Genomic DNA, 13,388 nt, shown 5'->3' with positions numbered 1-13,388 from the left:
CTCTCAACGAAGCAATTGCATCTCCTCCCGCAGAGCTTCGTGTTTCAGGCGGCCCACTCCTCCTCCCAAGGGACGTCTGTAGGAACGGCGGCACTCCTCCTCCCAGTCGCTGTTCGGTTTTTTTGAGAAAGCCTGCCGCACCTCCTCCCGCGGCAGGCTTTTTCGTTTCTGGGCTCTGCTTGAGCACCGCGTAGCGATGGTAGCGTATGTGAATTATAATTCACGAGATGAATTATATTGACAGGCGCGGCGCATTGCGTTTAGTTACCCCTACCGGACTTCGAGGAGGAAATCCGGTCATCACTGCGATCACCGGCGCCGCTCTGGCGCCCTTCGGGCTTTTTTTGGGAGGGGCTTTGGCCCCGAGGAGGACACTTGCGCACTTTTTTCAGCACGACCGCGATGGCGGTCCTTGCGTCGACGCTCTTTGCCGGTTCCGCGGCCGCCGAAACGGAAAACCCGTTCCGCTGCAAGCCGGGCGAAAAATACGTCATGAACGTCATGGTGTCGGGCGTGGAATACTGGTTCCCCGTCTATGAAATGTTCAAGCAGGCCGGCCAGCAGCTCGGCTGTGAGACGGAATATACCGGCACGCCGGAATATGACGTCAACAAGCAGATCGCCACCTTCGACCAGGCGTTGGCACAGAACCCGGCCGGCATTCTCGTTCATCCGATGAATTCCGATCCCTTCATCGAGCCAATCAACCGCGCGATCGACCAAGGTACGGCGGTCGTCACGTTTGCGGCCGACTCGCCGCTTTCCAAGCGCGTCTCCTTCATCACCTCGGACAACACCCGCGAGGGCACCTATGCCGCCGACGCGATCGCCGAGAAGATGGGCGGCAAGGGTGAATATGCGGTTCTCGAAAATCCGGGCCAGGACAACCACGACAAGCGTATCGCCGCCTTCATAGCCCGTATGGAAGAGAAGTGGCCGGACATGAAGCTCGTCGGCCGCGCTGCTTCCAACCAGGACCCGACCAAGGCTTATCAGGGGCTTTCGAGCCTTATCCAGGCCAATCCGAACCTCGGCGCGGTCTTCATGCCCGAAGCGAACTCGGCGATCGGCGCCGCACAGGCAAACAAGGAAAGCGGCGGCAAGGTCCTCGTCATGTGCGCAGATGTCAACGCCAACATCCTCGACATGATCAAGGCCGGTGAAGTCTTCGGCTCGATCAATCCGAACCAGGGCATGCAGGGCTATATGGGCTTCATGCTGCTGTGGTTCGCCGAGCATCCGGAACTGATCGACCCGATGAACGACGCCAAGCGCTCCGGATTCAACCCAATGAGCATCCCGGTCGTCGATAACGGCCTGTCTATTGTGACGGCGAAAAACGCCGACGACTTCTACTGGGACAAGTACCTGAAGCGCCGCGGCACGAAGGGTATCGAGGAATAAGCTTCTGAAGATCGCCATCCGCACCCTTGAGTGCGGATGGTCGTGATGGAGAGGGAGAAGACGATGACAGAGCCGGTGCTCAGCATTCATGGCGTGACCAAGCATTTCGGGGCGGTGAAGGCGTTGACCGACGTCGATTTCACGCTGGAGCGCGGCGAAGTCCATGCGCTCTGTGGCGAGAACGGTGCCGGCAAATCGACGCTGATGAACATTATCGCCGGCGTGCTGCAGCCGAGCGAAGGCGAAACTCGCGTAGACGGCAAGGTCGTGCGCATATCCTCCCCTGCCGCCGCCCAATCGCTCGGCATCGGGCTCGTGCATCAGGAAATCGCCCTCTGCCCGGATGCGACCGTGGCCGAAAACATGTTCATGGCGGCGACCAACCGCCGCCGTGCTCCCTTCATGAACTATCGAGCGCTGGAGCGCGATGCACAGGCCGTCATGGATCGTCTCGCCGCGATCGACGTCCGCCGCAAGGTCGCGGACCTGCCGATTTCCAGCCAGCAACTCGTCGAGATCGCCAAGGCTCTGACGCTCGACTGCCGCGTACTGATCCTGGACGAGCCTACCGCGGCGCTGACCGAAACCGAGACGCGGCAGCTTTTTGCAATCATCCGCGACCTTAAGGCGAACGGCATTTCGATCATCTATATCAGCCATCGAATGGCGGAGATTTTCAGCCTGTGCGACCGGGTTACCGTGTTCCGCGACGGCCGCTACGTGTGTACCGACCACATCGCCGACATCACGCCCGACGACGTGGTGCGCCGCATGGTGGGGCGCGAGATCACGCAGCTCTATCCGGACAAGCTCCGTGCGGACGACGCGTCCGGGGAGGCGATCCTCGAGGCCGACAATATCGGTGACGGCGAGCGGTTCCATGATGTGAGCTTCGACCTGCGCAAGGGCGAGATCCTCGGGATCGGCGGCCTCATCGGCTCCGGCCGCACGGAAATCGCCGAAGGCATCTGCGGGCTCAAATCGCGCTCGGCGGGCACGGTTCGCCTGCATGGCAAGGCGCAGTCGATCCGCGCCTATTCCGATGCCGTAAAGGCCGGCATCGTCTATCTCTCCGAGGACCGCAAGGGGTCGGGCGTGTTTTTAGAGATGTCCATCGCACAGAACATCTCCGTACTGGACCTTAAGTCGCTGACCAATCCGATCGGTCTGCTCAACCGTCGCGCGGAAGCCGCACTGGCAGAGAATTTCGCGCGCCGGCTTGGGGTGCGCATGGGCGGCATTGAGGCGCCGGTCAAATCGCTCTCCGGCGGCAACCAGCAGAAGGTTGCGCTCGCCAAGCAGCTTGCGGTGAAGCCAAAGGTCATCCTGATGGACGAACCGACGCGCGGCATCGATGTCGGCGCGAAAACCGAAATTCACCGCCTACTACGTGAGCTTGCGCGGTCGGGCATCGGCATCATCGTTATCTCTTCGGAAATGCCGGAGCTCCTCGGGCTATGTGACCGCGTGCTTGTCGTCCGGGAGGGGCGCATCGCCGGCGAGCTCGGCGTCGACGAGATGACGGAGGAGGCCGTGATTCGCCTCGCTTCGGGGGTGGGCACGGCAAAGGCGGCGAGCCATGCCGCGTGAGGACAAAGTGGGAGAGACGGGAATGGCAATCGACACGTTGGCGACAGGCGCACCGAAGACAGCGTCCTTCAAACGCATCGGCACAATGCGCGAGGCGGGGCTGATCGCGATCATCCTCGCGCTCTGCGTGATCATGAGCTTTGCCTCGCCGCACTTCCTGACGCTTGGCAATTTCCGCGCCATGCTGATGAGCTTTTCCGTTGAAGGCATCGTTGTCGTGGGCATGACGATCCTGCTCATCGTCGGCGGCATCGACCTCGCGGTCGGCTCCGTGGTCTGCTTCGCGATGGTGCTCTCGGGCTCGCTCTTCCTCGCCGGGCTCGACCCGTGGACGGCCTCGCTCATCGGCGTCGTCGCGAGCAGCACGATCGGTGGCATAATGGGCTTCTTTGTGACGGTCGTGGGTCTCAACCACTTCATCACCTCGCTTGCGGCAATGGTGATCGTGCGAGGCCTTTGCCTCATTATCACAAAGGGCACGCCGCTCTCGCTCTTCACGCTGCCGGCGGGCTTCAAGGCGGTGGGGCAGGGCACGTTTTACGGCGTACCCTACGTCATCTTGATCTTCGTCGCCGTCGTCATCCTGTTCGATTTCCTGCTGCGCCGGGCCACCGCCTTCCGCAAAGTCTTCTATACGGGCAGCAACGAGAAGGCCGCGCTCTACTCCGGCATCAAGACCAATCAGGTGAAATTCTGGGTGACGGTGCTCTGCTCCACGCTCGCCGGTGTCGCAGGCGTCATCTACATGTCCCGCTTCGGCGCGGCGACCCCCACCTTCGGCGTTGGCATGGAACTCAACATCATCGCTGCGGCGGTGATCGGCGGCGCCTCGCTCAACGGCGGCTCCGGCACGATACTCGGCGCCATCCTCGGCATCGCACTTCTATCTGTCGTCACCAGCTCTCTGATCCTGCTCGATGTTTCAGTCTATTGGCAGGACATGATCAAGGGGTGCATTCTGCTCGCTGCCGTTTCGATCGACCATTTCCTGCACAAGCAGAAAGCTGCCTGACATGCCAATTGCGAAATTGAAACCCAAGACGACAGTACCGCGCGAGGAGATTGTCATCGCCCGCCAGATGCACCAGGCGCTCGTCCTTCACTTTATGGAGGGCCTGACGCAGGCACAGATCGCCGGCCAGCTCGGCATCTCGCAAGCCACCGTCAACCGCCTCATCAAACGCGGCCGTCAGCTCGGCCTCGTCGAGATCAAGATCAAGTCTCCGGTCGAGCCGCTGGTCGACATGGAGGAGCGGCTTCTGGCACTTGGCGGCATCAGCCGCGCGATCGTGGTCCCGACCGTCTCCGACAATCCGCAGACCGCGCTCCAGGCAGTCGGGGAGGCGGCGGCTCGCCTACTGATGGAGGAGCTCGGCGACGGCGACACAATCTGCATCACTGGCGGCAAAGGGGTGAGCGCCGTCGTCGCCGGTCTGCAGCCGCCGCGCCGTTTTGATGTCGAGGTCATTCCGGCAACGGGCTGCGTCCAGGGCAAGCACTATACCGACGTCAACCATGTTTCGACCCTGATGGCCGACCGGCTCGGGGGTCATTCCTACCAGATCCACGCGCCCCTCTTCGCCGACGATGCCGAGCAGCGGGCGATGCTGATCAACATGCGCTCTGTCGCCGACGTCTTCAAACGTGCGCGCGAGGCGAAGGTGGCGGTGGTCGGCATCGGCTCGATCCTAACGGACGACTCCAGCTATTACGACCTGCATCCCTCCTCGAGTACTGATCGGGTGGCGATCGAGCGCTCGGGCGCAAGCTGCGAATTGCTTGCCCATCTGCTCGATGACCAGGGCCGGGTCTGCGACTACAGCCTCAATCGTTCGCTGGTGTCGCTTACCCTGGCGGAATTCGCCTCGATCCCGCTGAAGATCGGCGTCGCCAGCGGCCCGAACAAGGCGGGCCCGATCCTCAGCGTCCTGCGCGGCAACCATCTCGACACGCTTGTCACCGACGAGGCGACCGGGACACGCATTCTTGAAATTGCATCCACGGAAGGGGTTTCGGCATGAGCGGCGAACAACTGATCCGCGAGATCGGGTGCTCCGGCGTCAAGGCGTCGGCCGTTGGGCTCGGCACCTGGGCGATCGGCGGTTGGATGTGGGGAGGAACCGACGAGGCGCAATCCATCGCCGCCATTCAGGCCTCGCTCGAAGCCGGCGTAACCCTGATCGATACGGCGCCCGCCTACGGGCTCGGCCGCTCAGAGGAAATTGTCGGCAAGGCGCTTGCCGGCCGGCGTGACAAGGCAGTGATCGCCACGAAATGTGGCCTCGTCTGGCACACGCATAAGGGCAATCACTTCTTCGACCAGGACGGTAAGGCGGTTCACCGCTATCTCGGCGGGGATTCGATCGTCCATGAAGTGGAGGACAGCCTGCGCCGGCTCGGCACGGATTATATCGACCTCTACATCACCCATTGGCAGGACGTGACGACGCCGGTCGAGGAGACCGTCGCGGCGCTGGAGGAACTGCAGCGGGCCGGCAAGATCCGCGCCATCGGCGCCAGCAATGTCAAACGGTCCGCGCTTGAGCAGTACATAGCCACTGGCTCGCTTGACGCGATCCAGGAGCGGTACAGCATGATCGATCGAGAGATCGAGGCGGACCTTTTGCCGCTCAGCGTTGCAAACGGCGTATCGACGCTCAGTTATTCCTCGTTGGCGCTCGGGCTACTTTCGGGCAGCATCGGGCCGGACCGGATCTTCTCCGGCGACGATCAGCGCAAGGACAATCCGCGCTTTTCCGTCGCCAACCGGCAGAAGGCCCGCGATTTCTCCGACGCGATCCGGCCCGTCGCGGAGCGTCACGATGCGAGCATCGCCCAGACGGTGATCGCCTGGACACTGGCGCAGCCAGGTGTGACTTTTGCCCTTTGCGGCGCGCGTAACCCGGCACAGTCACTCGACAATGCCCGGGCCGGCACGCTTCGGCTGTCCCCGCAAGATCTCGCGGCTATCGACGCCGCCCTATCGGCGAAGCTGGCCAACATGGACGGATAACGGATTGTCATGATGAACCGCGAACAGACATTGGACGGGCTTCGCCGAAGCCCGAAGGTGGACGTGTGCGTCCTTGGCGGCGGCATCAACGGTCTCAGCGTGTTCCGCGAGCTGGCGCTGCAGGGCGTCAACGTGCTCATCGTGGAAAAGGGCGACTATTGCTCCGGGGCCAGCGCCGGGCTCTCGCGCATGGTGCATGGCGGTCTGCGCTACCTGGAAAACGGTGAGTTCAACCTCGTGCAGGAATCGCTCGTCGAGCGCGACCGGTTGCTGCGCAATGCCCCTCACTATGTCGCCCCGCTGCCGACCATGGTGCCGATCTTCGATATCTTTTCCGGGCTGGCAAACGGCATCGTGCGCTTTCTGGGGCTCACCCGTCGGCCGAGCCGCCGCGGCAGCGTCGCCATCAAGGCTGGACTGAGCATCTACGACTTCCTGACGCGCAAGCGCGCCCTGATGCCGCGCCATCAGTTTCGCGGTCGCAGGAGCACGCTTTCGAAATGGCCGGCGCTCAATCCGGCGATCCGCAACTCCGCCACCTATTATGATGCCTGGGTCAGTCACCCGGAGCGCATCGGCATTGAGCTCCTGCTTGATGGGCTCTTGGCCGGCCCGAGCGCCGGCGCCTTGAACTATGCGACGATCGAGCATGCACCGGCCGGGGCGTTTCTGCTGCACGACGGGATTTCGGGCGAAACCTTGGCAATCAAGCCGTCACTGGTCGTCAACGCGACCGGCGGCTGGATTGACATCGCCAATGGCGCGCTCTTTCCTGAGGCAGCTCGTCCCGCGCCGCTGATCGGCGGCACGAAGGGCTCGCACCTCATCATCGACCATGCGGGGCTTCGCGACATGCTCGATGGCCACATGATCTATTACGAGAACGAGGACGGGCGCATCTGCATCCTCTTTCCTTATCTCGGCAAGGTGCTCGTCGGCTCAACGGATATCCGCGTGGACGACCCCGGAACGGTGCGCTGCGAGGCCGACGAGCGGGACTATATCCTGCAATCGCTCGCCTTCGTGTTGCCGGGTGTCCGCATCCGCCCGGAAGAGATCGTCTTCCAGTTCGCAGGCGTGCGCCCGCTGCCGGCAAGCAATGACAGCTTCACCGGCCGCATCCCGCGTGACCATTACTGCACCGTTCTCGAAGGCCGCGACGGCGGGCCGCCAGTGCTCTGCATGATCGGCGGCAAGTGGACGACCTTCCGCTCCTTCGGCGAACTCGCCGCGGATATGGCGTTGGAACGGCTTGACCGGAACCGCCGCCTCGACACGGCGGACCGCACTTTCGGCGGCGGACGGGCATTTCCGGTAGACCGTAGCGGCTGGATTCGGGACCTGTCGGAATCGACAGGCCTTTCCCTCGATCGCGCCGCAACGCTTTTCGAGCGCTATGGCACAGATGCGAAGGCCGTCGCCCGCTTCACCGCCGCGGGGCCGGACAACCTCTTGCCTCATGCCGGCTACAGCGCCCGGGAGCTCCTGCATCTCATCCGCACGGAGGCGGTCGAGCATCTGGACGACCTGCTCCTCCGGCGCACGACACTTGCCATCACCGGTGAGCTTTCCCTCGACATGGCCGAGATCGCGCTCGACCTCCTCGCCGACGAGAAAGGCTGGCCAGTACAGCGCAAGGCCGAAGAGCGCACCCGTTTTCTCACCCTCATGCGCGAGCGCCACGGCGTCGCGGAGGCAATCCTTTCCGCAAGGAACAAACAAAGGAGTGAACCATGCGAGACAACCGCAAGATCCGGATGAACCGGCTGTTCGGCAACGGCCGTTGCCTGGACGTGGCGATCGATCACGGCGTGTGCAACGAACCGTCCTTCCTCGATGGACTCGAGAACATGCCGGCCATCGTCAACGCGCTGGTCGATGCGAAGCCGGATGCGATCCAGATGAACTACGGCCAAGCCGACCTGCTGCAGGACATTGCCGGCAAGGAGAAGCCGGCGCTCGTCATGCGCATCGACATGGGCAACCCCTATAACCGGATCCGCCATCGCGACATGTGGGCGGTGTTGCAGAACGAGGCGGAGCCGCTGATCGGCGCGTTGCAGATGGATGCCGCCTGCGTGGTGGTCAACCTCTTCATGCTGCCGGACGAGCCGGATCTCTTCCGCCAGTGCGTGCAGAACATTTCTCGCGTACGGGCAGACTGCGAAAAGTACGGCGTGCCGCTGATGATCGAGCCGCTCGTCATGCAGCCGGTCACCGAACGCGGCGGCTACATGGTCGATGGCGATGCCGACAAGATCGTCACGCTGACGCGGCTTGCCCGCGAGATGGGCGCGGACATAGTCAAGGCGGACCCGACGACGAATGCGGAAGATTTTCACCGCGTGGTCGAGGCTGCGCGCTGCCCGGTTCTGGTGCGCGGCGGCGGCAAGGAAGACCTGCGCGCCGTGTTCGCCAAGTCCGCGGCCTTGATGCGGCAAGGCGCGGTGGGCATGGTCTATGGGCGCAACATCTACCAACATGCCAATCCGAGCGCCGTCGTGCGCGGGCTCATGGCGATCGTGCACGAGGATGCGAGCAGCGAGGACGCCTTCGCGCTCTATCAGCAGGGGTGAAGGCGTAACCAACCGAACCTGGGAGGGGTTGCGAATGGGAGACTATCTTTTAGGGATCGACGCCGGCAACACCGTCATCAAGGCGGTGATCTTCGACCGGACGGGCCAGGAACTGGCGCATGCGGGGGAGGAGGGCCACAGCCGCATGCCATACCCCGGCCATGTCGAGCGCGATCTCGGCGAGCTCTGGGCCCATGCCAAGCGCGTCATCCGCACCTGTCTGGACAAGGCGGGCATCGCGGCGACCGATATCGCCGCAATCGGCTGTGCCGGCCATGGCAACGGGCTTTATGCGCTCGACCGGAACGGCGAACCGTTCCTCGCCATCCAGTCGCTCGACACGCGGGCGATAGGTCTCGTCGAAGAATGGGCGGCGGAAGGCGTGGGCGACCGGACCTATCCGATCGGCCGCCAGCGCCCCTGGCCCTCGCAGACGCCAACGCTTCTTGCTTGGCTGAAGCGTCACAGGCCGGAGCTCTTCGAGCGCATCGGCACGGTGTTCTTCTGCAAGGATTTCGTCGTCAACCGTCTGACCGGCCGTCGCGTCAGCGAGGTCTCGGACATGTCCGGCGCCGGCCTTCTCGATCTCGCCGTCCGCCGGTACGACCGGACGCTGATGGCTGCCTATGGGCTGGCTGACTGCATGGACCTGCTGCCGCCGCTCATCGAAAGCGCCGACATCGCTGGCACCGTGACTGAAGAGGTCGCAGCGCAAACCGGGCTTGCAGCCGGCACGCCAGTCATCGGCGGGCTGTTCGACGTCGTCGCCTCAGCCCTCGGCTCGGGCGTCTCGCGCACCGGCAGCGCCTCGATCATCGCAGGCACCTGGAGCATCAACCAGGTGATCATCGATCGCCCCGCCCTCGACGGGCCGGTCTTCATGTCCGCGACCTTCGACCGCAGCCGTTACATGGCGATGGAAAACAGCGCGACCTCGGCGGCCAATCTCGAATGGCTGGTGCGGGAATTCTTCGAGGGGGAACATCAGGATGGCGTATCGCCCTTCGACGCCTGCTGCGCTTTGGCGGCTGCGATCGAGCCTGCGTCCGACGATCCACTCTACCATCCCTATCTCTACGGTGCCCAGCAGGACGGCCATGCGCGGGCGGGCTTTTATGGAGTTGCGGGCTGGCATGGCAAGGGGCACCTGGTTCGCGCGCTTCTGGAGGGCGTGGCCTTCGGGCATCGTCAGCACATCGAGACGATCCGCAAGGCGGGCGCCATCTTCGACGAGGCCGTGCTGTCGGGCGGCGGATCGCGCAGCCGCCTCTGGCCGCAGATATTCGCCGACCTGCTGGGTATGCCGGTTTCCGTCGCTGTCTCGCGGGAAACAGGCGCGTTGGGCGCGGCGATTGCGGCGGGAACGGGCGTCGGCCTCTTTGCAGATTTCACGGAAGGGGCGAATGCCATGGTGCGGGTCGAACGGCACTACGAGCCGAACGATGCGCTGACGGCGCACTACAACAGGGCGCTATGCGCTCTACAAGGATATTGCAGAAGCGATGACCCCCCTCTGGCGGCGGCTTTCGGCAACCAAAGGCCAGGTGGCGGGAGCTGCGGCATGACCATGCATAGCACTGAAATGCCGGTGGACGAAGGCAGCTACGATTTCATTGTCGTGGGTGCCGGCTCGGCCGGATGCGTCCTGGCAAACCGGCTGTCCGCCGATCCGAAGAACCGGGTCCTGCTGCTCGAAGCCGGCGGCTCGGATCGCTACCATTGGGTCCATGTGCCGATTGGCTATCTCTATTGCATGGGCAACCCGCGTACCGACTGGATGATGAAGACGGCCGCGGAAGCCGGCCTCAACGGCCGCGCGCTGAACTATCCGCGCGGCAAGCTGCTTGGGGGCTGCTCGTCGATCAACGGCATGATCTATATGCGCGGGCAAGCCGCCGACTACGACGGCTGGCGGCAGGCCGGCAATGTGGGCTGGGGCTGGGACGACGTACTGCCCTACTTCTTGAAGTCAGAAGATAACTATCGTGGCAAGTCCGCCACGCACGGCGCCGGCGGCGAATGGCGCGTCGAGCGCCAGCGTCTCTCCTGGCCGATCCTCGACGCCTTTCGCGACGCGGCGGAAGAACTCGGCATTCCGAAGACCGGCGACTTCAACGACGGTGTCAACGAAGGTTCGGGTTATTTCGAGGTCAACCAGCGCGGCGGGGTGCGCTGGAACACAACAAAAGCCTTCCTGCGGCCGGCGATGAAACGCACGAATCTGCGCCTGCTCACAGGCGCCGAAACTGAACGACTTGAATTCAACGGAAAGACGGTCACCGGCGTGCGCTTCCAGCATCGCGGCCGCCTCTGTTTCGCTCGCGCATCCCGAGAAGTCGTGCTGTCGGCTGGCGCGATCAACTCTCCGAAGATCCTGGAGTTGTCCGGCGTCGGCCGGCCGGAGGTGCTCTCGGCCAACGGCATTCCCGTCCACCACGACCTTCCGGGTGTCGGAGAAAACCTTCAGGACCACCTTCAGATCCGCACGGTTTTCAAGATTGAAGGCGCGCGCACACTGAACCAGCTCTATCACAGTCTCTTCAGCCGCGTCGGCATGGGTTTGCAATATGCCATCAGCCGGTCCGGCCCGCTCTCCATGGCGCCCAGCCAGCTCGGTATCTTTGCCAAGAGTGATCCGGCCGTCGCGACGGCCGATCTCGAGTACCATGTCCAACCGCTCAGCACCGATCGGCTTGGCGAACCGCTCCATCGCTATCCGGCTGTAACGGTGTCCGTCTGCAATCTCCGGCCCGAAAGCCGCGGCACGGTGCATGTGACGACGCGCGACGCGGCGCTGCCGCCAGAAATCCGCCCGAATTATCTCTCCACCGCCGGCGACCGGATTTTGGCGGCACGGTCCATCCGCCACGCCCGCAGCCTTATGAAAACGAAGGTGCTCGCGCGCTTCCGGCCGCAGGAAATCCTTCCCGGTCGGGAGCACGACAGCGACGAGGATTTGATCCGCAGGGCGGGCGACATCGCGACGACCATTTTTCACCCAGTCGGCACATGCAAGATGGGGAATGACACTTTGGCGGTGGTGGATCCGACGCTGAACGTGCACGGGATCGATAGATTGCGTATCGTCGACGCCTCTATCATGCCGACGATTGTCTCCGGCAACACGAACTCACCGGTGATTATGATCGCGGAGAAGGCTTCGGAAATCATTCTGAAGCGGTTGTGAGCATTAATTGAAAATGTGCCAGCGCTGACGTTCGCGTTCAATCGCAGTGAGCGAGGCTCCAGTTCTGATCCGTTTAAGGCGCCTAATCTGTGCAGCAGAGCGATTCTACGAGAGGCGAGCCAGTTTTTGTGTTGTGCTGGTGATTGTGCGGCAGATCAGCCGCCATGGACCATCACTTGACGAGTCCACCCATGAGCTTAAGACCGAGACTTGATCTAGCCTCGCGGGTTCTCCGGCAACCGACCCCTCTCTGTCGTCTTCGTCATCGCATAAAGAATGGGGACCTTTTTCCCAGAAAGGGCGCTCGCCATTGAGCGTCATCACGTCTGCGGTTCGACGGGAATGGATCCGATTGATGCGTCTCTTTCAAGCGCACGACGGCGCACGGCATGACCTCCACTCATGTCAAAGGCGCTCCTGTGTGGTTAGATTTGGCGGCTGATGGCTGTTGCCTGCGACCAGACGACCGTCCAGACGCCGTCGCGATGCTCGTAAGCGTCGGTGTGCCAGTAGTCTCCGGGCGGAACGGGATGCCCGTTGAATACGACTTCGAGGCGTGCGCGGTAGCGTATCACCGCCGCGAAGCTGCAGAGGCGGACCGCGATGTCACCCGCTTCCCAGGCGCGATATTTGATCTGCCCGGCTGCGATCGCACCGAGATATTCGTCCCCCAGCGAAACGCTTCTTCCTCGGAGCGTGGCTGCCGTTGAAACCGCTTCTCTGCCATTGCGAGCTATCGTGGTCAACGACGCGCAGGGTTGAGCGCCTCCATTCACCCATCTATGTCCGCGGCTGTGCACCGCCTTGTAATGCAGACGGGCACCTCTTATCTTTTGGCAATCACCCACATATCCCATACCGCGCGGCTTGCTCCTGATGAGGTCGACAATCCGCGTGTCAAAAGGGCGGCCGAGGTGTGGCCGCCTGTACTGCTAAGGTACTCGATTGAACAAGACAAGCATCGCTACCGCGCCTGCGGTCATGAAGCCGCGCGAGCGCGGTGACGTCGTCGCTCGGCCGGACAACAACTGGAAGCCGTACCCCTGCCTTCTAACGCGCAGGGAACTGGAGGCGATCATTGCCAAGCAACTCGGCTGAACATAAACCACAATGATAGGGGAAGAAGCAGATGCAGGTCATCGTCAGAGAGATGTCGAACAGGCCAGCCGCGCGGTGAAAAGATATACAGCGCGAAGGCCTGTTCCTCGAGATAAAGGAACGCCGCGCTTACGAGAAACCGTCGGAACGTCGGGTTCGCGAACGAGCCCAGGTGATTGCCAGATGGCAAAAGGCAGTCTGCAAGAAGATGCAGCGCGAGGGCCTTCTGCCTATCGCCGTGCGCCGAGCGTCTGCCCGTAAATTATTTTGGCCCGCTGGCACATTGAACAGCCGGCAGCCGAAACCTTGAAAGGTCGAACGATGGAAGAATTGCACAGCATAACAATCTCGGACGAGCGGCTCGACGATTGCCGCGATGTCGTCGAGCCTGATCTGCAGGATCTGATCCGCACTACGATCGCTTCTGGCTTCTCGGCCGAGGAAGTCCTGATTGCGATCAGCGAACTGGTGGCAGAAGATTTCGCCGCAGTCGTCAAAACGCCGCGTGTCCACTGACACG

At 62.6% G+C, this 13,388-nt stretch carries 11 protein-coding genes and 2 pseudogenes; 12 read left to right on the top strand and 1 reads right to left on the bottom strand.

Annotation, left to right across the window (positions count from 1 at the left end; genetic code table 11):
- The first annotated feature begins 375 nt into the window (after positions 1-375).
- The 9 genes and pseudogenes from ACZ9DP_RS10755 to ACZ9DP_RS10715 all read left to right on the top strand — a co-directional run bounded on the left by ACZ9DP_RS10755 (position 376) and on the right by ACZ9DP_RS10715 (position 11,770).
- Positions 376-1,404 carry a substrate-binding domain-containing protein gene (locus ACZ9DP_RS10755; protein WP_283073506.1) on the top strand — a complete coding sequence of 343 codons (1,029 nt, stop codon included), beginning with the start codon at positions 376-378 and terminating at the stop codon, positions 1,402-1,404.
- A gap of 63 nt (positions 1,405-1,467) precedes the next feature.
- Positions 1,468-2,994, top strand: coding sequence for a sugar ABC transporter ATP-binding protein (locus tag ACZ9DP_RS10750; protein WP_476201600.1), 1,527 nt, complete (start codon positions 1,468-1,470; stop codon positions 2,992-2,994).
- Between the two features lie 22 nt (positions 2,995-3,016).
- Complete coding sequence (locus tag ACZ9DP_RS10745) at positions 3,017-4,006, top strand: ABC transporter permease (protein WP_476201599.1); 990 nt, start codon at positions 3,017-3,019, stop codon at positions 4,004-4,006.
- 1 nt (position 4,007) lies between these two features.
- Complete coding sequence (locus tag ACZ9DP_RS10740) at positions 4,008-5,015, top strand: sugar-binding transcriptional regulator (protein WP_074071410.1); 1,008 nt, start codon at positions 4,008-4,010, stop codon at positions 5,013-5,015.
- Positions 5,012-6,007, top strand: a complete 996-nt coding sequence (locus ACZ9DP_RS10735) for an aldo/keto reductase (RefSeq protein WP_476201597.1) — start codon at positions 5,012-5,014, stop codon at positions 6,005-6,007. Before ACZ9DP_RS10740 ends, ACZ9DP_RS10735 begins: the two co-directional genes overlap by 4 nt.
- 12 nt (positions 6,008-6,019) lie before the next feature.
- Positions 6,020-7,768, top strand: coding sequence for a glycerol-3-phosphate dehydrogenase/oxidase (locus ACZ9DP_RS10730; protein ID WP_476201596.1), 1,749 nt, complete (start codon positions 6,020-6,022; stop codon positions 7,766-7,768).
- Entirely contained in the window at positions 7,741-8,583 is an 843-nt protein-coding gene (locus ACZ9DP_RS10725) for a class I fructose-bisphosphate aldolase (RefSeq protein WP_194731542.1), read from the top strand. The genes ACZ9DP_RS10730 and ACZ9DP_RS10725 overlap by 28 nt, the downstream gene beginning before the upstream one ends.
- A 34-nt stretch (positions 8,584-8,617) precedes the next feature.
- A pseudogene (locus ACZ9DP_RS10720) lies at positions 8,618-10,148 on the top strand (FGGY-family carbohydrate kinase).
- On the top strand, positions 10,145-11,770 hold the full coding sequence (locus ACZ9DP_RS10715; protein ID WP_194731540.1) for a GMC family oxidoreductase: 1,626 nt from the start codon (positions 10,145-10,147) through the stop codon (positions 11,768-11,770). The pseudogene ACZ9DP_RS10720 and the gene ACZ9DP_RS10715 overlap by 4 nt, the downstream one beginning before the upstream one ends.
- A gap of 425 nt (positions 11,771-12,195) precedes the next feature.
- Here the strand turns inward: ACZ9DP_RS10715 and ACZ9DP_RS10710 are convergent, their stop codons facing one another.
- On the bottom strand, positions 12,196-12,516 hold the full coding sequence (locus ACZ9DP_RS10710) for a nuclear transport factor 2 family protein (protein ID WP_476201594.1): 321 nt from the start codon (positions 12,514-12,516) through the stop codon (positions 12,196-12,198).
- Positions 12,517-12,715: 199 nt separating this feature from the next.
- Here ACZ9DP_RS10710 and ACZ9DP_RS10705 point away from each other — a divergent pair, with 199 nt between their 5' ends.
- The 3 genes and pseudogenes from ACZ9DP_RS10705 (at position 12,716) to ACZ9DP_RS10695 (ending at position 13,384) form a co-directional block, all read left to right on the top strand.
- Positions 12,716-12,868 (top strand): hypothetical protein, encoded by a 153-nt coding sequence (locus ACZ9DP_RS10705; protein WP_194731539.1) that lies wholly within the window; start codon positions 12,716-12,718, stop codon positions 12,866-12,868.
- A gap of 12 nt (positions 12,869-12,880) precedes the next feature.
- A pseudogene (rpsU, locus tag ACZ9DP_RS10700) lies at positions 12,881-13,178 on the top strand (30S ribosomal protein S21).
- A gap of 11 nt (positions 13,179-13,189) precedes the next feature.
- The gene (locus ACZ9DP_RS10695) at positions 13,190-13,384 is read left to right on the top strand and encodes a hypothetical protein (RefSeq protein WP_074073013.1); all 195 of its coding nucleotides are present in this window, start codon (positions 13,190-13,192) and stop codon (positions 13,382-13,384) included.
- The last annotated feature ends 4 nt before the right edge of the window (positions 13,385-13,388 follow it).

This window comes from Rhizobium sp. USDA 4016, from assembly GCF_056279705.1.
The sequence above is the reverse complement of the archived record's forward strand: the minus strand, read 5'-3'. Positions and strand labels throughout refer to the sequence as shown.